Source organism: Glacieibacterium sp. (genome assembly GCF_965200405.1).
Classification (GTDB): Bacteria; Pseudomonadota; Alphaproteobacteria; order Sphingomonadales; family Sphingomonadaceae; genus Glacieibacterium.
Genome location: NZ_OZ241356.1, coordinates 2,870,247 through 2,888,095, shown reverse-complemented (window position 1 = coordinate 2,888,095; position 17,849 = coordinate 2,870,247). Strand labels below are relative to the sequence as shown.

The following is a 17,849-nucleotide window of genomic DNA, read 5'->3' as shown; positions in this document are numbered from 1 at the left end:
TTGATCAACGCGCGAAATGAACTTCGGCCACCTGGACGAACATTTCGAAAATGTGCTCGGCGATTTCGCAGGCATCATTCTCGGACATCGAGGCGAGGGTATTGGCGACGGCGCCCGTCGCGATGCCACCCTTGCCGTCGGGGATTGCGCCGGCCGAGGTCATGCGGGTGACGATGTCGTTATAAAGGATGCGGCTTTCGTCGGGGAACTCCTCGCCCTTCAGGTCGCGAAAGCCGCGGAAAGCTTCGCCGATGCGGTCGTGGATCGGGTCGGCGGAGCGGGCGAGCTTCCAGGCGGCCGGGTAAAGCTTTTCCCAAAGGCGGTCGACGTCGATCATGCACTATCCCCGGTTTCCAGCGCCACCACCCCCGGCAGCGCCTTGCCTTCCATCCACTCGAGAAAGGCTCCTCCAGCAGTCGACACGTAAGTGAAGCGATCGGCAACCCCGGCATGGTTGAGCGCGGCGACGGTATCGCCGCCACCGGCGACCGAGACCAGCGTACCGGCCTGGGTCAGCGCGGCAGCGGTCTTGGCCAGTGCGACGGTGGCGCGGTCGAAGGGCTCGTACTCGAACGCGCCAAGCGGGCCGTTCCAGACGAGGGTCTTGCAGGTCTTGAGCACGTCGCCGAGCGCCTCGACGGCGGCATCGCCGATATCGAGGATCATCTCGTCGGCGCGGACTTCGTGGACGTTGCACAGCCGGTGCGGCGCATTGGCCTTGAACTCGGTGGCGACGACGACGTCATAGGGCAGATGGACGATGCAGTGCGCCGCATCGGCGCGGGCCAGGATGTCGAGCACCGTCGCCTTGAGGTCGTGCTCGCACAGCGACTTGCCGACGTTGACACCACGGGCGGCGAGGAAGGTGTTGGCCATGCCGCCACCGATGATGAGGTGGTCGACCTTGGTGACGAGGTGCGTCAGGACGTCGAGCTTGGAGGATACCTTGGCGCCGCCGACGACGGCCGCCACCGGATGCTCGGAGTTGTCGAGCGCCTTGCCGAGTGCGGCGAGTTCGGCCTGCATCGAGCGTCCGGCATAGCTCGGCAGGACATGGGCGATGCCCTCGGTCGAAGCATGGGCACGGTGCGCGGCGGAAAAGGCGTCGTTGACGTACAGGTCGCCGAGGCTGGCCAGTGCCGCGATGAAGTCGGCGCTGTTGCCTTCCTCGCCCGGGTGGAAGCGCAGGTTTTCCAGCACGGCGACGCTGCCGGGTTGGAGCGCCCCGACGGCAGCACCAGCACCCGCGGCGTCCTGATCGGCGACGAAGGTCACCGGGCGGCCGAGGACCAGCGCCAGCGCGTCGGCGACCGGCCGGAGCGATAGTGACGGGTCGGGGCCGCGCGTCGGGCGACCGAAGTGCGACAGCACCACCACCACGGCGCCGGCATCAGCCAGCTCCGCGATGGTCGGCACGGCGGCGCGCAGCCTCGTGTCGTCGCCGACGACGCCGTCCGCCATCGGCACATTGAGGTCGGCGCGGACCAGAACGCGCTTGCCGCGAACGTCGCCGATATCGTCGAGGGTGCGCACCATGGTCAGATCAGCTTGCCCATCTTGACCGCAGTGTCGAGCATGCGGTTCGAGAAGCCCCACTCATTGTCGTACCAGGCGACGACACGAACCAGCAGGCCGTCGAGCACGGTCGTCTCGAGGCTGTCGATCGTCGCCGAGGCAGGGTTGTGGTTATAGTCATGGCTGACCAGCGGCTCGTCCGAATAGTCGAGGATCGCGGCCGTCGCGCCGGTCGAGGCTGCGGCCTGCAGCGCGCCGTTGATCTCCTCGATGGTGGTGGCGCGCGACGGCGTGAAGGTGAAATCGACAAGGCTGACGTTGGGCGTCGGGACGCGCACCGAAATGCCGTCGAGCTTGCCCTTCAGCTCCGGGATGACCTCGCCGACGGTCTTGGCGGCACCGGTCGAGGTCGGGATCATCGACAGCGCGGCGGCGCGAGCGCGGCGCGGGTCCTTGTGCAGGACATCGAGCAGCGACTGGTCGTTGGTGTAGCTGTGGATCGTCATCATCAGGCCGCGCTCGACACCAATTGCATCATGCAGCACGCGAACGACAGGCGCCAAGCAATTGGTCGTGCACGAGGCGTTCGAGACGATGTGATGATCGGCGGTCAGCAGATGGTCGTTGACGCCGATCACGACGGTCAGGTCGACGCCCTTGCCGGGAGCCGAGACGAGGACGCGCTTGGCGCCCGCGGTGATGTGGCCGCGCGCCTTGTCGGCGTCGGTGAACAGCCCGGTGCACTCGAAAACGATGTCGATGCCCATCTCGCCGTGCGGCAGCTTGGCCGGGTCGCGCTCGGCAGTGACGCGGATGCGCTTGCCGTTGAGGACGATGTCGCCACCCTCGACCGAAACATCGGCATCGAACTGGCCGTGAACGCTATCGCGCTTGAGCAGCAGCGCATTCATCTTGGCATCGCCGAGATCGTTGATCGAGACGACCTCGATGTCGGTGCGGCCCGAGGCGACCAGCGCGCGCAGGACATTGCGACCGATGCGGCCGAAGCCGTTGATGGCGACCTTGATGGTCATGGGGGTTTTCTCCTTCGATGCCCATCAGGGCGTGTTGTCGTTTATAGTCCTCATCATCCCGGCGCAGGCCGGAACCCATCGAGCGTATATCGAGCTAACGGGTCCCGGCAGGCGCCGGGATGACGATCAATTCTTGTCCTCTAGCCGGGCCTTGACCCGTGCCGCAATCTTGGGCGCGGTCAGCCCGAAGTGGTCGTAGAGCTTGTCGATCGGCGCCGACGCTCCGAAGCTGTCGATACCGATACGCAAACCGCGGACCATGGTATAGCGTTCCCAACCCATCGTTACGCCCGCCTCGACGGAGACGATCAGCGCGTCAGCCGGAAGCAGGTCCGTCCGGTAAGCCTCGGTCTGGGCGTCGAAATTTTCCCAGCATGGCAAAGAGACGAGGTCGCAGCCGATACCCTCGGCCTCGAGCGCATCGGCGGCGGCACCGGCGATATGAACCTCCGAACCCGTCGCGACGAAGACGACGCGGCGGGCGGCCTTGGCCGAACGCAGGCGATAACCGCCGCGTGCCGTAAGGTTCTCGCCCGCGTCGGTCAGGCGCTGCTGCGGCAGGTTCTGGCGGCTGAGGGCCAGCACCGATGGGCGATGCGTGTCGGCAATCGCCAGCGCCCAAGCCTCGGCGGTCTCGACCGCATCGCAGGGCCGATAGACCGCAAGGTTGGGAATGGCGCGGAGGCTGAGCAGATGCTCGACCGGCTGGTGGGTCGGGCCGTCTTCGCCAAGGCCGATCGAATCATGCGTCAGCACATAGACGACGCGGGTCTGCTGCAGCGCCGACATGCGGATGGCGTTGCGCATATAGTCGGAGAACACCAGGAACGTCCCGCCGAACGGCAGCATCTGGCCGTGCAGCGCGATGCCGTTCATCGCCGCCGCCATGCCGAACTCGCGGATGCCGTAATAGGCGTACCTGCCGCCATAGCTATCGCGCGTAAATGGCTGCAGGTACTTGGTTTTCGTATTGTTCGAACCGGTCAGGTCGGCCGAGCCGCCGAACATGCCATCGGCCGCCGGCAAGGCTACTTCCAGCGCCATTTCCGAGGCGCGGCGGGTGGCGACACCCTGCGGCGCAGCAATCAGCCCGGCGATGTGCGCGTCGATCGCGTCATATACGGCCTGTGGCGGCTCGTTCGCGGCACGGTGTTCGAAGGCGGTCCGCTGCTCGGCGGGGGCTGCTGCCAACCGCTCGGCCCAGGCTTCGCGCTCGCTACGGCCGCGGGCGCCGAAGCGGGTCCATTCGGCGCGGATTTCCTCGGGGATCTCGAACGGGCCATAGGTCCAGCCCAGTGCCTCACGCGCTCCGGCAATCTCAGCCGCACCGAGGGGCGAGCCATGCGCGCCGCTGGTCCCGGCCTTCTTGGGCGCACCGAATCCGATCGTGGTCCGGCAGGCGATCAACGTCGGGCGAGGATCGGCCCTGGCCTCGGTCAGCGCGCGGTCGACGGCGTCGGCATCCTGCCCATCGCAGGCCAGTACCTGCCAGCCGGCAGCGTCGAAGCGCTTGGCGGTATCCTCGCTGCTCGACAGGCTGACGGCGCCGTCGATGGTGATTCGATTGTCGTCCCACAGCACGATCAGGCGCCCGAGCTGGAGGTGCCCGGCCAGGCCGATCGCCTCGTGGCTGATGCCCTCCATCAGGCAGCCGTCGCCGGCGATGACATAGGTGCGGTGGTCGACCAGCGCATCGCCGAACACGGCGTTGAGATGACGCTCCGCCATCGCCATGCCGACGGCGGTCGCAAGGCCCTGCCCCAGCGGCCCGGTGGTCGTCTCGACGCCTTCGAGCTCGAAATTCTCAGGGTGGCCGGCGCACGGGCTGCCGAGCTGGCGGAAGTTGCGGATGTCGTCGAGCGTCGGCCGCGCATAGCCGGTCAAATGCAGCACCGAATACAGCAGCATCGAGCCGTGCCCGGCGGACAGCACGAAACGGTCGCGGTCCTGCCACTTGGGCTGCGTCGGATCGTATTTCAGGTGGCGCGTGAACAGCGTGGTCGCGGCGTCGGCCATACCCATCGGCATGCCGGGATGCCCCGAGTTCGCCGCCTCGACAGCGTCCATGCTCAAGGCGCGAATAGCGTTGGCGAGAACACGGTCGGTAATTTCGGCCATCGAGTGCGTAGCTTTCGGAGCGGTGTTCGGACCAGCGCAGTTATGACTCACACGCCGCGACGTCAACCGAACCGGTCGAGTTAGACCCCATGCTCTGGCCCTGGAACGATTGACGGCGCTGGAGGCGGCATCTTATGAACAGCCTCCAAGCTTCTGCAAAAACAGGATTCGCACTTGAGCACAGCGGCTGACCAGATCGCGGATCGGATCGAGGCAGCGCTGGCGCGGATCGAGGCGGCGACGGCGCGTGATGCCGGTGCGGCGCAGCGGTTGAAAGCGCTCGAAGCCGAGGTCGAGCGCAGCATCGCCGACCTCGATGTGATGATCGAGGCAGGCTGATGGCACAGATCACCGTTCAGATCGGCGGCCGCGGCTATCCCCTGGCATGCCGTGACGGCGAGGAGGAGCATCTCCGCGAACTCGCCGCGCATTTGCAGCGCAAGGCCGACGAGCTGGCCGGGACGCTGGGCACGATGAGCGAGCCACGACTGTTGTTGATGGCGGGCATCCTAGTCGCCGACGAACTCTCCGAGATGCGTAAAACCGGCCCTGCCCCGGACCTTAGCCGCTTCGAGGCGCTCGCGGTGAAGGTCGAGGCGCTGGCGGATTCGTTGAAGGCCTGACGTTCCGACGCAAGGCTTGAGAAGGCCGCTCATTGCGCCTATATCGGTTCCAGGCGGGCACTGCCTCGTACGAGCCCCATATTTCCCTGAGGCGATTCACTCTCCTAGGGGGCTGTCTCTGGTCGGATCCTGGTCCGAACTAAATGGTCCCCACCTGATGTACTTGGCATCAGAGGACTTTCAGGCAAACGGCCATGGCGGTCCCGCCGACTTCCACGGATGACAAGCGAACCCTCCGCGCCGCGATGCGCGAACGCCGCGACGCGGTTGTCCAGGCGCTGGACCCCGTAGCCCGGACAGACGCCGAACAAGCTCTCGCCAGCCATGCTGCGGGCCTGCTCGACACCGCAAGGGTCGTCGCAAGCTACTCCGCGGTCGGCGACGAGATCAGCCCGCACCGGATCGTTGCGCCCCGCCTCGTCTATCCACGCGTGGTCGGACTGGGCTGCGCCCTCACCTTCCATGTCGCTGTCCCTGCCGGGATGCGCACGGGCTGGGCCGGCATCCTGGAGCCGCTGCCGGATGCGCCGCAGCTGACGCCTGACGCCCTGCTGATCCCGTTGCTGGCGGTCGACCGCCACGGCGTCCGCCTGGGCCAGGGCGCCGGCTATTACGATCGTACCCTGGCCGCGCTTCCCGGAGCCTTGAAGATCGGCGTCGCCTGGGACGTCCAGGTCGTCGAGGCGCTACGAGCCGATCCGTGGGACGTGCCGCTCGACTGGATCATCACACCGACGCGGGCGATTCGCTGCGGCTGACGCGCGACGGCGAGAACGGTTGGCGCAAAGCCAGCGAGCCGCTAACACGCGGCCATGCAACCCTCCATACGCAAACCCGTCGGTATATTGGCGATCGTCCTTGGATTGATCATCTACGGGGGTCTGGTAGCCGGCCTGTCGACCCACCTGGCGATGCTTCCGCAATGGCTGCAAGCAGTTGTCTACCTGATCCTGGGCGTTGCCTGGCTGCTGCCGCTGAAACCGCTGCTGGTCTGGATGAACCGGTGAAGGCAGGCCCAGACTGCCGGACGATGGCCGAGGTTCGCGCCGGCGTCGACTACGTCGACCTGCGGCTGGTCGCGCTGCTGGCCGAACGCTTCGCCTATATGGACGCCGCGGCGCGGATCAAGCCGGAGCGGAGCGCGGTGCGGGACGAGTGGCGCAAAGCCCAGGTCATCGACAATGCCGTTGCTGCTGCCGCTGCCGCCGGACTGCCGGATGGCCTTGCCGAGACGCTGTGGGAGGCCCTGGTCGAAGCCTCTATCGCCTATGAACTGGCAGCCTTCGATGCCGGGGCAGGTTCGACCGCCCGAGGCAGCAACCGCTAGATCCAAACGCACACCCGGTAAGGGGTGGCGCGAGTGACGGGACTCGAACCCGCGACCTCCGCCGTGACAGGGCGGCGCTCTAACCAACTGAGCTACACCCGCTTGGGAACGGGGAAGCGCGGCATTATGCGCCGGGGCTCCGGGTGTCAAGCGAATGACGTGTTGAACCTGCAAAAGAAAGGGCCGCCGGATTGCTCCGGCGGCCCTGCCCTAACTCTCGGATCGGAAACTCAGACGACCCGGTTGCCGCGTACCAGATGCATGATCAGGCCGACGACGAACAGAATGATGAAGATGTAGAACAACAACTTGGCAATGCCGACAGCCGTGCCGGCGAGACCGCCGAAGCCAAGCGCCGCCGCGATCAACGCGATGACGAGGAAGATCAAAGCATAGCGCAACATGGCAGTGGGTCCCTTGTCTGTGGTGGCCACGCTGGCCATGTCGACACAAGCGACGAAGCCGGAAAATTGTTCCGGCAGGACATATAACGATCGGTCATGACGGCCGCTGCAGATCGGCGAGCGGTACGGTGACAGAACGAGATTCGACGACTAGGCAGCAGCCATGATCGCCCCTGCCAACTCGCTCCAGTCCACGCCGGGCTTCCATTCTGCGCAGGACCACGGTGCCGTCGTGCAGCGGCTGGTCGATCTGCTCGACCTCGAGACGCTGGAGGTCGACCTGTTTCGCGGCCAGTCGCAGGACAGTGGCTGGCAGCGCGTCTACGGCGGCCAGGTCGTCGCCCAGGCCCTGATGGCGGCATCGCGCACAGTGCGGCCCGAGCGGCTGGCGCATTCGCTGCACGCTTATTTCCTGCGGCCCGGCGATCCGCATGCACCGATCGTCTACCGGGTGGAACGCGATCGCGATGGCCAGAGCTTCTCGACACGGCGGGTCGTCGCGATCCAGCATGGCCGTCCGATCTTCAACCTGTCGGCCTCGTTCCAGATCGAGGAACCCGGCTTCACTCACGCCAGCCGGATGCCGCACGTTGCCGACCCCGAGACGTTGTCGAGCGAACTGGAAGTGTTCGAGCGCAACGCCGCTACCCTGACGCCTGCCCAGCGATCGCTATGGCTGAAACGCGAACGCGCCTTCGAGTTTCGGATGGTCGAATCGCTCGATTGGGCCAGCCCGCAGCGGCAACCGCCGGTCTCGCATCACTGGTTTCGCAGCGCTGCACCGCTTCCGACCGATCCGGTCCTGGCGAGGTGCCTGTTGGCCTATGCCAGCGACATGACGCTGCTCGACACCTGTCTACTCCCGCACGGCATCGCGTGGAACGATCCGTCACTGCAGGTTGCTTCGATCGACCACGCGCTTTGGTTCAATGCTACGCCCGACCTGTCGGGCTGGCTGCTGTCGGCGCAGGAATCACCGGCGGCCGGCAATGGCCGTGGTCTGAACCGCGGTCTCATCTTCGCACAGGACGGGCGGCTGCTCGCGACGTCGATGCAGGAAGCGCTAATTCGCCACCGGAGTTGAGCCCGGACGAACATGGCCGAACTATTCTGAACGACAAGCTTGTGACAAGGTAACTAATCGTTACAACGCTGGTCACAGACGTGCGCTAAAAATAACCAAATTTGAAATGGTTGCGCGATTCGTCGTCAATAAAGAACGCTTCGTCGTCTCCGAAATTCTAATTAACTCATCGTCAGACCCGTTCGCCGCACGTTGATTGCGGATCTGGCAGCGTTTCGCCAAATCAAACCTATAACGAGGTGTTTGATGAAAACGATTATCGCAGGCAATTCAGTAGAACTTATGGCAGCCCTCAAAGCTGCCTCGGGCGACACCCAAATTCTCTTGCGTGCTGGCACTTACAGCAATCTTAAAGTCGTTAATATTAATCCGGGCTCGCAGGTTAAAATTGCGTCCTATGATAATGCACACCAAGCAGTGATCGATGTTCTGTCCGTGAAGGGCAGTTCTAATCTCACATTCCAGGATCTTACATTCAAGCACGTGACGGACACGGCAAAATACATCAGCTCCGAGATCAAGGTCACATCATCGCAGGATATCAAGTTTGTCCACAACGACGTGATGGGCAGCGTCGACAAGAACTTCACCAACGATGTTTCGGGGATCGAGGTAAAGGGCAGCGAGCGCGTTCAGATCCTGGATAACAAATTCCACGATCTCGCCCATGCGTTGTTCGCTCATGAGAGCAACGACCTGATTATTGCAGGCAACGACGTTCGCATGGTCCGTGAGGGCTTCGACTTTGCCGGGGTGACCGACACTTTGATCGATCGCAACCTGTTCACCGATTTCCGCCCCAATCTTACCGGAACCACGCCCGATCATCCTGACGCGATCCAGTTCTGGACGACCAACTCGACCGGTTCGAGCGATGTACAGATCAGCAACAACGCGTTCCTGTTCGGACAGGGCCTGGCGATCCAGGGCATCTTCGTCAGTTCCCAGAACGGCGGCGCGTCGAGCCACAGCGACTTCACGATCGATAACAACGTCTACCAGGGCCAGTCACGAAACGCGATCTACCTCGCCCATGCCGACGATTCGGCGATCACCAACAACACGGTGCTGAGCGCCGCCAAGGTCGGCACGTCCTATTACCTCGATCCCGCGATCAACACGATCTCGACCAGCAACACGGTAGTGAGCGGTAATATCGCGGCGATGATCATCCCCAGGAGCGATGACGGCCTGATCTCGAAGAACAATTTCGATGTATTCGACTACAAGAGCGGCAAGGGCGCGACCAACGCCGACCTGTTCACCCAGACGATCACCGCCGCTTCCAAGGCGAACGATTTCGTTGCCAAGGCCAGCTCCGCTGCCGGCGCGGCGGGTGCGGGATTTCACGCCGTCGATGTCGTCGGCAACTGGGCGAAAGTCAGCGAGGGTTGGCTGTCGCACTATCACAGCCTCATCGACAACCCGACGGCAAATGCGCACATCGCCTGATCGTTACACCGTCTGAAACTGGACGCGGGCGGCCAAACGCGCGAAAGCGTCGGCATAGTCGAAAGGCCCGCGTCCATGAACGTTGCTACCAGGATCGATACCAGCAGTGCCGCGCCTGCCTGGGCTAAATTCGATTGGCAGGACCCGCTTCTGCTCGAGGCGCAGTTGACCGAAGAGGAGCGGATGATCCGCGACTCCGCCCGGGCCTTTTGCGACGAGCATCTGGCACCGGCGGTCAGGGACGCCAATCGACGCGAACACCATGATCCTGACCTGATGAGGAAGTTCGGTGCCGCCGGGCTGCTTGGGCCGACGATCGAGGGTTATGGCTGTGCCGGCGCCTCCTACGTCGCCTATGGCCTGATCGCGCGCGAGGTCGAGCGGGTCGACTCCGCCTATCGTTCGGCGATGTCTGTGCAGTCCAGCCTCGTGATGTACCCGATCTGGGCCTATGGCTCGGAGGCGCAGCGGGAACGCTATCTGCGCAAGCTGGCGACCGGTGAGCACATCGGCGCCTTCGGCCTGACCGAGCCCGACGCCGGCTCCGATCCCGGCAGCATGAAGACGCGGGCACGCCGCACGCCCGACGGCTTCGTCCTCAATGGCGCCAAGATGTGGATCACCAGCGCGCCGGTCGCCGACACCTTCGTCGTATGGGCGAAGCTGGCAGACGACGAGGGGAAGGACAGCATCCGCGGCTTCGTGCTGGAGCGCGGCGACGTCGGGCTCTCGACCCCCAAGATCGACGGCAAGTTCTCGCTGCGCGCTTGGGTGACCGGCGAGATCGTCATGCAGGACGTGGCCATTCCCGAAGACCGCCTGCTGCCCGGTGTCAGAGGCTTGTCCGGCCCGTTCGGCTGCCTCAACAACGCGCGCTACGGCATCGCTTGGGGCGTCATGGGTGCCGCCGAGTTCTGCTGGCATGCCGCGCGTCAGTACACGCTCGATCGCAAGCAGTTCGGGCGGCCGCTGGCAGCGACCCAACTGGTGCAGAAGAAGCTGGCGGATATGCAGACCGAGATCACGCTCGGTCTTTGCGCAGCACTCACCGCCGGCCGCCTGATGGACGCGCATGCGCTGGCACCCGAGGCGATCAGCCTGATCAAGCGCAACAACTGCGGCAAGGCCCTCGATATCAGCCGGGTGGCGAGGGATATGCATGGTGGCAACGGCATCAGCGACGAGTATGGCGTCATCCGCCACGTCATGAACCTCGAGGCGGTGAATACCTACGAAGGTACCCATGATGTGCACGCCCTGATTCTGGGGCGGGCGCAGACCGGGATCCAGGCCTTCTTCTGACGCTCGGTTTGCTGGCAGGTTCAATGATATTGCCAGCATCGTCGGGTCGCAGTTCTGGCCCGTCGTGCGGGTCGGCAACAGCACCGACACGGTCGTCGAGGACAACCGCATCGCTCCACGGCCACCAAGGTAAACCGTTGGAAACCAAGCTTAGTTGGTTACCCGCTCGGTAAGCATCATCTTGCCGCCGAACAGCCGCAACTAACCTCCGCCGCCGACGTGAACTCGATCGTGACGCCGCTTCGGCGAGCATCAGGTCAGCGGGAGTTCAATCATGGCGAAGACGATCAAGGTTTCAAATGCGGTCCAACTCGCAGCTGCGATCAAGGCGGCGAGAGGCGGCGAGACCATCCTACTTGCAGCGGGCGACTATGGCATGATCAAGGTCGGCAGCCGCGACATGATGTCGACCGTGACGATCAAGTCTGCCGATCCGGACCACAGCGCCGTGGTCAGCGGCCTCAACATCCGGCTGTCGTCGAACCTGCGTTTCGAGGACATCGATGTTCACATGCCGCTCGCCAAGGGCCAGCCTGACTATACCCTTGCCGCGTCGATCTCGCTGTCCAACCATATCGACTTCGTCGGCGTCGACTTCAGCGGCTCCCTGGACGGCAATTCCTGGAACGACGGCAATGCCATCCGCTTCAGCAGCAGCACCAATGTCAGCATCATCGATTCGACATTCACCGAGTTCAACAACGCCGCTGCATTCGCCAACGTCACCGGCGTCGTCGTGGCGGGGAATACCGTCACCAACGTTCGCGAGGGCTTCGGCTTCACCGGCGTCCACGACGTCACCATCGTCCAGAACCAGTTCTCCGGGTTCACCCCGATGAAGGGCGACCACAGCGATTCGATCCAGTTCTTTACGGACTACACCAACTCGACCTCGTCGCACGTCGTGATCGCGGACAATGTCATGCTGTCGGGCTCCAACGGCGGTACGCAGGGCATCTTCATCTCGTCCAGCGGTGGGCTGCGCTTCAGCGATTTCGTGGTCGAGAACAACCTCTACTACGGCGACGCGCGTCACGGCATCTCGCTGTACAGCATGGATGGCGCCATCGTCCGCGGCAACACGCTGGTTTCGTCGGGCGGCGGCCTGGAGGCGGGCATCAACCTGACCAATACCAGCAAGGTCCTAGTCGAAGGCAACATCACGCCGCTGCTGCTTCAAAGCGGCACCAACACCGGCCTGGTGCTGCGCGACAATGTCGACGTCTACGACACCTCGCAAAAGAAGGGCGTCACCATGGCGTCGCTGTTCCAGACACCGGCGTCCGGCCACGTCGACATGACCAGCTATGCGGTCAAGGCCGGCAGCAGTGCCGCCCTCCTCCACGCCGGCTTCAAGCTGATTGCCGGCATCGGTGCCGGTGAGTTCGATTTCGCCGGCTTGTCGGCACAGGGTCATCTTCACGGGATGATCGACGCCCTGGCTCCAATCGCCTGAGGCAAACGGCGGCAGCGCGATCCAGCGCTGCCGCCAAGCACCAATCAGTCGGCTTGCCCTGCCGCTAGAACATCAACGGCGCATCGGCCGAACGCTGGGCGGCAACGCGGCCGATGATATCGAACAAATCCTGCATCGCGACCGGCTTGAACAGGACTTCGCTTGCCCCGCGCGACAGGCATTCGTCGCGCAGGCCCGGCGCAGTGTCCGCAGTGATGACGATGATCGGCAGGCTGCGCTTGCTGTCGGAGCGAGCCCGGATCCGCTCCACCGCGGTAAGGCCGTCCATGCCGGGCATGCGCAGATCCATAAGGATGAGATCAAGTTCGAGCTTGTCGATCTTCTCGAGCCCGGAGAGTGCGTCGCTCGCTTCGATCATGTCGATACCGGCGACCAGCAACATGTCCCGCACCACCCTGCGGTTCATCGGGTCGTCTTCGACGAACAGGACCTGCATCATCTAACCCCGGTTGCCCGCGAGCCTGTCGGCACTCGGCGCCGCCAAGGCGCCTTGTCCGCCGGGCGTGACGCCGGTTTGTGCATACAGCTCTGCCTTGCGGGCGAACGCGTCGCGCACTGCGTCCAGAAGTCCTTGTCCGCTCACTGGCTTCCCAATAATCCCGGTGACGCCCGAAGAGATCAAGTTACTGCGTTCATCTGGAGCCATGTCGGTCCAGAGCAGTAGAACGGTCAAGTCGTATTCGCGAATGTCAGCAGAAAAAGCAAAGAGTTCACGAAATCCTAATTCACCGCGCGCCTGATAAGCAGTACCGTCGATCAGAATTATGTCGACATTTCCGTCTGCTGCGAGAGTCGCTGCCTCTGCCAGATGATCGACGGTCAAAACCAGGCCGACTTGCTTCTCGAGAACGGCGCGCAGGCCACCCTTGGCGATCGGTGAAGCACCGGCAACCACCAAACGACTATCGGACAGGCGAGCGGCACGCGTGAACGGCATCTGCGGCGAGACATCGTTAGCAGCCACCGGGCGGTCCAGCGGCAGCACCAGCGTGAAGGTCGAGCCTTCGCCGTAGGTGCTCGCGACGGTGATCCTGCCGCCCAGCACATGCGCCAGCGACTGCGAGATCGACAGCCCTAGGCCAGTCCCCGAGAACTGCCGCGTCGTCCCGGCGTCGAGCTGGTGAAACTTCTCGAAGATCGCTTCGAATGAATCGGCCGGGATGCCGATACCGCTGTCGGCGACGGCGATCGACAGCCGGTCCTCGCCATCGATGTCGACAATCCCGGCGCGAACCACGATCTTGCCGGCCAGGGTGAACTTCACGGCATTGGACAGCAGGTTGAACAGGATCTGCCTGATCCGCCGCGCATCCTCGACGATGATCCGCGGTGCGTCGGCGGCCTCGAGTTCGATGACCAGCGTCTTGCCATCCGTCGAGGCGCGCCAGAATTCAACGAGTTCGTTGAGCAACGCCGGCAGGTCGATGACCTTGCGCACGACCTCCACTTCCCCCGAATCGAGTTTGGCGAGGTCGAGGATATCGTCGACCAGCGCCCGCATCGTCTCACCGGCACTCTGGACCAGACCGATGCGCTCGCGAACGATGCCGGCCACCTGTGGGTCGGCAAGCAGCACCTGCGTCATGCCGAGTACGCCATTGAGAGGCGTGCGAATCTCGTGGCTGGTGGTGGCGAGGAAGGTGGTCTTGGCCTGCAGCGCCCGCTCGAGAGCGATGTTGGTTTCCTGCAATTGGTCGTTCGCAGCCTGGATGACCGCTTGGCTGCGACGTGACCGGCGCAGTGTGACGATCAGGAACAGGACGGTGATGATGCTCAACGCCATCAGGCTGCCGAGCAGGATCAGCGTCTGCCGGTTGCGCAGTTGGGCCAGCGCGATGTCACGCTGCAACTGGCCGGTCTTGAGATTGGCGATGCTGACGTTTTGATTAGCGAAATCGAACCGCGCCGCCATCAGCGCCGAGCTGGTCGACGTCGAAACTGCAAAGCCTTGGAGCTCGAGCTCTCGCAGCGCCTCCAGTTGGCGAAGCGCCTGCTTGGTATCCCCGACGCCCTTGTAGGCAAGATAGGCCGTCAGTCGAAGGCTGCGGTTCGCCTGCGTCGGGGACGAAGCTTCACTCGAGGTCTCAAGTCCGGAGATCAACTTCACGGCCTCGCCGGGATTACCGCGCATCAGCGCGAGGCGCGCCGAGGTTCGAAGCAGCATGCGGTGCAAATCGGCGGATTCGGCAACGGGCATCGCCATGGCGCGCGCGACGCTCCGCGCCGCAGCCGTCAGATCCTTGTTGTCCATCTGCGTGTTGGCCAGATTATTGAGGATACGCGCCTGCGCCGCGGCGTTGCCGGTTCGCACGGCGAGCTTCAGTGCTTTGCCGAATTCCGCCTCGGCGTCCTTGAAACGGCCCAATTGGTCGAGCGCATTGGCCCGGTTGTTGGCACCCGAGAGCGCCAGGTTGAGGTCGCTCGGAAACTGCTCTGCAGCCAGAGTGTAGTAGTAGAGCGCGCGCGGGTAGTCGTTGGCGTCTTGATAGATCAGGCCGATGTTCTGCAGCGCGATCGCCTGGCTGCGGCTCTCCTTGAGCTGGCTGTAAAGCCGATAGGCCTCGAGATAATCCTTCAACGCCAGCTGCGGCGCACCGAGCGCGCTCTGGGCACCGGCGCGGGACTGCAGCAGATCGCCGTGCAGTTTGGACGACGGTTGTGTGGCCTGGATCTGCTGCAACGCCACGTCGATGATCGGCCGTGCGGCCTTCGGATTGCCGATGCGGATCAGCGCCTCGCCCTGCAGCCAGCCTGCCTGGGCAAGATTGAGGGTTCGCTGCGCGGATGGAGCATCGCGAAGGAGGCGATCACGAGCAGCCTCGGCGAGGGCTGCTGCATGCTCGGGATCGACCGGCATCTCGGCCTTGGCCTGCGCCAGTAGCTCGACAGCGCCGGTTGCGGCGATCTCGGACGGCTGTGCGGCACGAACGGGCACTACCGGCGACACCATCGTCGCAGCGATGCAGAACAATACGAACTTTCCAGCCTGTCCGAAACGTCTCGTCGCCGAATGGCAGGCCCGCCCGTCCATCAGCGTTGCTCGGCCTCGCGCCCCGACCTCGTCCAGAATGCCTCGGCGGGCTGCAGCGTCGCCCCGGCCTTCTCGAGCAGACGGGTGGAGTGATCGTCGTCGAGGAACTGTTCGAGCGCGACGATCGTCAGGGCGGGGCTGATCAGATAGCCCTGCGCAAAGTCGCAACCCATGACGCGCAGCAGGGCGAGCGCGGCGAGGCTCTCGACACCTTCCGCCACCACGACCATGCCAAGCGCGTGCGCTAGGTCGATCGTCGAGCGCACGATCAACGGGTCACGGTGACTGGCAGTCATCCCGCTGATGAACAGTTTGTCGATCTTGAGCTCGCTGGCCGGCAGCTCCTTCAGATACGCCAGCGACGAAACCCCCGAGCCGTAATCGTCGATCGAGATGGCAATGCCCTGCTCGACGAAGCGCTTGAGATTGACCAGCGCCGCCTGCGGGTTGGAGATCAGCGAGGTCTCGGTGATCTCGAAGCCGATCGATCCTGGCGCGAGGCCGACCAGCGTGCTGACTTCACGGACGAACTCGCCATCGGTCAGCAATGGACCCGAGACGTTGATATAGATCGCGACGCGAGTGCCGCGTGCCTCCAGCCGGGCCTGGTCGGCGATGACCTGCCGCAGCACCCAGATGGTGAACTCCCGAATCTTGCCCGAACCCTCGACCAGAGGGATGAGGACACCGCGCGAGATTCCCCCGAGCACCGGGTGCCGCCAGCGCAGCAACGCCTCGACGCCATCGATCGTGCCGGTCCGCAGTCGCAGCTTTGGCTGATAGACGAGGAAGATGTCGCGGCTCTGCAATGCGCCCGGCATGTCGCGCAGCAACATCGCCCGATCACGACTCTCCTTGCGGCGCGTCACCGCTGCGGGAGAAGTGGGCCAGGCAAGTTGCAGGCCGCCCCACATCAATACGCCAGTCAACACGGCGCTGCCATACAGAAGCAATGAGGGGAAATTCTCCGTCATGCTTCGACGGTACAGCAGTGGGGCCCCGAGATACAGCTAGCCGCACAATAATTCTTCCGCCCTGCACACGCCGGCACCCCACCAAAGCGTCAGCAGTGTGAAGCGAAGATTAGCATGTACTCCGGAATTAAAGTGTTTATTAAGAAGTATTGAAGCCGGTACGATCGACGCCGACGGCCCGGGTCGACCTGCCCCCGACATCGAAAAAATTTGAAACTTATTTCTCGGCCGCCATTGCACCCGCCTATCGATTATGGTAACCACCGACCTGCAGCGTTTGGTTGCCCCGTTTGGAGATCGATTATGGCTTGGTTACTGTCCTTTTTCTTCTCGTCCTCGCTGACCAGCGGTGGCACCGGCAACAACAGCGACGGCGGCATTCGTCCCTGGTAATTGCTGAACGCCCATTGTTTCGGGCGTTAATGCGTTGATGCGGCGTGGACAGCTGGACTGTCCCGCCGCTGTCACTTCGCAATTTATTGTGCGCTACTGAAACGGACGCTACGGTTCGGCTGAAAAGCGGACGAGCGGTCTACATTTCCTAAGGCGAAGCTTCTGCGACAATGTGTCGTAGCCTGCGCAGATTAATTTATATTGAATCGCTTCCGGTTCAAACAGTTCGCCCGTATCGGGAAGTCAGGCAGTCAGTCCCGGCTGATCCAGCTGTCGCGCGGCGCAGACATCGCGATCACCGAACGCGATCCGCCATCCTTCTTCGCAGTATATAGCGCAGCGTCGGCCGCGCTCATCAGCGTCGCCAAATCATATCCGCAATCATCCGACTGCGAGACGCCGACACTCACACTGAGTTGTGCTGAAGACGTCGAGATTTCCTGGTTCGCTCGACCTACCGCGCCGATGATCGCAGCGCCGAACTCGTCCGCATTGATGTAACCGAGCGACGAGACGACGATAAATTCGTCGCCACCGATTCGCGCGACAATGTCGCCGGGTCCCGCCAGCATCAGCAGCTTTTCCGCGACACTGCGCAGGACACGATCCCCTGCCGCATGGCCGAACGTGTCGTTGACCAGCTTGAAGCCATCGAGGTCGAGGTAAAACAGCGCCAGATTCGCTCCGACGCTATCCTGCTTCAGAAGCTCGAGCTCGCGCTCGAGACCCGCTCGGTTCAGCAGGCCGGTCAACTTGTCGTGTCGCGCCCGGTTATCGTTCTCGCGCTCGGCGCGCATCGTCGTCACCAGCACTCGATTCAGCCTGAACGCCGCGATGGAGTTGCTGGCGACGAACAGCGTCGTCAGCAAGGCGCCCGCTTGCAGGCTGGCATCACCGGAGAACAGGCAGGCGATCGTGCAGGGCGCGACGCCCAACAGGCTTGTCGCGACGATCAGGCGGGGCATGCTCAGGTTTCGAAAGCTCGTCTCCGCAGCAAGGGCAACCGCCGTCATCCAGCCCAGGGCCGTGGCCATTGCGCTGTCGTTGACGATGCACGCAGCTGCACCGAAACCGACGCTGATCGCGCCCAGCAACTCCAGCCAGATCAACGTATG

General features: G+C 63.5%; 18 protein-coding genes and 1 tRNA gene. 9 read left to right on the top strand and 10 right to left on the bottom strand.

Features of this window, described 5'->3' with window-relative positions; genetic code table 11:
- Positions 1-4 precede the first annotated feature (4 nt).
- From ACOFKW_RS13450 to tkt, 4 genes are all read right to left on the bottom strand, one after another.
- Positions 5-337: a hypothetical protein gene (locus tag ACOFKW_RS13450; RefSeq protein ID WP_419814652.1), complete on the bottom strand. Its 333-nt coding sequence runs from the start codon at positions 335-337 to the stop codon at positions 5-7.
- Positions 334-1,536, bottom strand: coding sequence for a phosphoglycerate kinase (locus ACOFKW_RS13445; protein WP_419814651.1), 1,203 nt, complete (start codon positions 1,534-1,536; stop codon positions 334-336). Before ACOFKW_RS13445 ends, ACOFKW_RS13450 begins: the two co-directional genes overlap by 4 nt.
- A gap of 2 nt (positions 1,537-1,538) precedes the next feature.
- The gene (gene gap, locus ACOFKW_RS13440) at positions 1,539-2,549 is read right to left on the bottom strand and encodes a type I glyceraldehyde-3-phosphate dehydrogenase (protein ID WP_419814650.1); all 1,011 of its coding nucleotides are present in this window, start codon (positions 2,547-2,549) and stop codon (positions 1,539-1,541) included.
- 126 nt (positions 2,550-2,675) lie between these two features.
- On the bottom strand, positions 2,676-4,667 hold the full coding sequence (gene tkt / locus ACOFKW_RS13435) for a transketolase (protein WP_419814649.1): 1,992 nt from the start codon (positions 4,665-4,667) through the stop codon (positions 2,676-2,678).
- 174 nt (positions 4,668-4,841) lie between these two features.
- Here tkt and ACOFKW_RS13430 point away from each other — a divergent pair, with 174 nt between their 5' ends.
- From ACOFKW_RS13430 to ACOFKW_RS13410, 5 genes are all read left to right on the top strand, one after another.
- Positions 4,842-5,006, top strand: coding sequence for a hypothetical protein (locus tag ACOFKW_RS13430; protein WP_419814648.1), 165 nt, complete (start codon positions 4,842-4,844; stop codon positions 5,004-5,006).
- The gene (locus ACOFKW_RS13425) at positions 5,006-5,290 is read left to right on the top strand and encodes a cell division protein ZapA (protein WP_419814647.1); all 285 of its coding nucleotides are present in this window, start codon (positions 5,006-5,008) and stop codon (positions 5,288-5,290) included. The genes ACOFKW_RS13430 and ACOFKW_RS13425 overlap by 1 nt, the downstream gene beginning before the upstream one ends.
- A gap of 245 nt (positions 5,291-5,535) precedes the next feature.
- The gene (locus ACOFKW_RS13420; protein ID WP_419814646.1) at positions 5,536-6,048 is read left to right on the top strand and encodes a 5-formyltetrahydrofolate cyclo-ligase; all 513 of its coding nucleotides are present in this window, start codon (positions 5,536-5,538) and stop codon (positions 6,046-6,048) included.
- An 87-nt stretch (positions 6,049-6,135) separates the two neighbouring features.
- On the top strand, positions 6,136-6,297 hold the full coding sequence (locus ACOFKW_RS13415; RefSeq protein ID WP_419814645.1) for a DUF2842 domain-containing protein: 162 nt from the start codon (positions 6,136-6,138) through the stop codon (positions 6,295-6,297).
- A gap of 23 nt (positions 6,298-6,320) precedes the next feature.
- Entirely contained in the window at positions 6,321-6,617 is a 297-nt protein-coding gene (locus tag ACOFKW_RS13410; protein WP_419816948.1) for a chorismate mutase, read from the top strand.
- 25 nt (positions 6,618-6,642) lie between these two features.
- On the opposite strand, the gene ACOFKW_RS13405 is transcribed toward ACOFKW_RS13410, so the two are convergent.
- A tRNA-Asp gene (locus ACOFKW_RS13405) sits at positions 6,643-6,719 on the bottom strand.
- A 128-nt stretch (positions 6,720-6,847) separates the two neighbouring features.
- On the bottom strand, positions 6,848-7,021 hold the full coding sequence (locus ACOFKW_RS13400; protein WP_419816947.1) for a DUF1328 domain-containing protein: 174 nt from the start codon (positions 7,019-7,021) through the stop codon (positions 6,848-6,850).
- Positions 7,022-7,184: 163 nt separating this feature from the next.
- Between ACOFKW_RS13400 and ACOFKW_RS13395 the strand changes: the two genes are divergently transcribed.
- The 4 genes from ACOFKW_RS13395 to ACOFKW_RS13380 all read left to right on the top strand — a co-directional run bounded on the left by ACOFKW_RS13395 (position 7,185) and on the right by ACOFKW_RS13380 (position 12,315).
- Positions 7,185-8,105 carry an acyl-CoA thioesterase gene (locus tag ACOFKW_RS13395; RefSeq protein ID WP_419814644.1) on the top strand — a complete coding sequence of 307 codons (921 nt, stop codon included), beginning with the start codon at positions 7,185-7,187 and terminating at the stop codon, positions 8,103-8,105.
- Between the two features lie 246 nt (positions 8,106-8,351).
- Positions 8,352-9,557: a right-handed parallel beta-helix repeat-containing protein gene (locus ACOFKW_RS13390; protein ID WP_419814643.1), complete on the top strand. Its 1,206-nt coding sequence runs from the start codon at positions 8,352-8,354 to the stop codon at positions 9,555-9,557.
- A 75-nt stretch (positions 9,558-9,632) separates the two neighbouring features.
- Positions 9,633-10,859: an acyl-CoA dehydrogenase gene (locus tag ACOFKW_RS13385; RefSeq protein ID WP_419814642.1), complete on the top strand. Its 1,227-nt coding sequence runs from the start codon at positions 9,633-9,635 to the stop codon at positions 10,857-10,859.
- Positions 10,860-11,133: 274 nt separating this feature from the next.
- On the top strand, positions 11,134-12,315 hold the full coding sequence (locus ACOFKW_RS13380) for a NosD domain-containing protein (RefSeq protein WP_419814641.1): 1,182 nt from the start codon (positions 11,134-11,136) through the stop codon (positions 12,313-12,315).
- Positions 12,316-12,379: 64 nt separating this feature from the next.
- Here the strand turns inward: ACOFKW_RS13380 and ACOFKW_RS13375 are convergent, their stop codons facing one another.
- The 4 genes from ACOFKW_RS13375 to ACOFKW_RS13360 form a co-directional block, all read right to left on the bottom strand.
- On the bottom strand, positions 12,380-12,772 hold the full coding sequence (locus tag ACOFKW_RS13375) for a response regulator (protein WP_419816946.1): 393 nt from the start codon (positions 12,770-12,772) through the stop codon (positions 12,380-12,382).
- A gap of 3 nt (positions 12,773-12,775) precedes the next feature.
- The gene (locus ACOFKW_RS13370) at positions 12,776-15,367 is read right to left on the bottom strand and encodes an ATP-binding protein (protein WP_419814640.1); all 2,592 of its coding nucleotides are present in this window, start codon (positions 15,365-15,367) and stop codon (positions 12,776-12,778) included.
- Positions 15,367-16,236 carry an EAL domain-containing protein gene (locus tag ACOFKW_RS13365; protein ID WP_419814639.1) on the bottom strand — a complete coding sequence of 290 codons (870 nt, stop codon included), beginning with the start codon at positions 16,234-16,236 and terminating at the stop codon, positions 15,367-15,369. The genes ACOFKW_RS13370 and ACOFKW_RS13365 overlap by 1 nt, the downstream gene beginning before the upstream one ends.
- Positions 16,237-16,985: 749 nt before the next feature.
- On the bottom strand, positions 16,986-17,843 hold the full coding sequence (locus tag ACOFKW_RS13360) for a GGDEF domain-containing protein (protein ID WP_419814638.1): 858 nt from the start codon (positions 17,841-17,843) through the stop codon (positions 16,986-16,988).
- Positions 17,844-17,849 lie beyond the last annotated feature (6 nt).

Excerpts from the sequence above, each read along its gene's own strand:
- ACOFKW_RS13450 (WP_419814652.1), bottom strand. The coding sequence starts at position 337 with ATGATCGACGTCGACCGCCTTTGGGAAAAGCTTTACCCGGCCGCCTGG.
- ACOFKW_RS13445 (WP_419814651.1), bottom strand. The coding sequence starts at position 1,536 with ATGGTGCGCACCCTCGACGATATCGGCGACGTTCGCGGCAAGCGCGTT.
- gap (WP_419814650.1), bottom strand. The coding sequence starts at position 2,549 with ATGACCATCAAGGTCGCCATCAACGGCTTCGGCCGCATCGGTCGCAAT.
- tkt (WP_419814649.1), bottom strand. The coding sequence starts at position 4,667 with ATGGCCGAAATTACCGACCGTGTTCTCGCCAACGCTATTCGCGCCTTG.
- ACOFKW_RS13425 (WP_419814647.1), top strand. The coding sequence starts at position 5,006 with ATGGCACAGATCACCGTTCAGATCGGCGGCCGCGGCTATCCCCTGGCA.
- ACOFKW_RS13420 (WP_419814646.1), top strand. The coding sequence starts at position 5,536 with ATGCGCGAACGCCGCGACGCGGTTGTCCAGGCGCTGGACCCCGTAGCC.
- ACOFKW_RS13410 (WP_419816948.1), top strand. The coding sequence starts at position 6,321 with ATGGCCGAGGTTCGCGCCGGCGTCGACTACGTCGACCTGCGGCTGGTC.
- ACOFKW_RS13400 (WP_419816947.1), bottom strand. The coding sequence starts at position 7,021 with ATGTTGCGCTATGCTTTGATCTTCCTCGTCATCGCGTTGATCGCGGCG.
- ACOFKW_RS13395 (WP_419814644.1), top strand. The coding sequence starts at position 7,185 with ATGATCGCCCCTGCCAACTCGCTCCAGTCCACGCCGGGCTTCCATTCT.
- ACOFKW_RS13390 (WP_419814643.1), top strand. The coding sequence starts at position 8,352 with ATGAAAACGATTATCGCAGGCAATTCAGTAGAACTTATGGCAGCCCTC.
- ACOFKW_RS13385 (WP_419814642.1), top strand. The coding sequence starts at position 9,633 with ATGAACGTTGCTACCAGGATCGATACCAGCAGTGCCGCGCCTGCCTGG.
- ACOFKW_RS13380 (WP_419814641.1), top strand. The coding sequence starts at position 11,134 with ATGGCGAAGACGATCAAGGTTTCAAATGCGGTCCAACTCGCAGCTGCG.
- ACOFKW_RS13375 (WP_419816946.1), bottom strand. The coding sequence starts at position 12,772 with ATGCAGGTCCTGTTCGTCGAAGACGACCCGATGAACCGCAGGGTGGTG.
- ACOFKW_RS13370 (WP_419814640.1), bottom strand. The coding sequence starts at position 15,367 with ATGGACGGGCGGGCCTGCCATTCGGCGACGAGACGTTTCGGACAGGCT.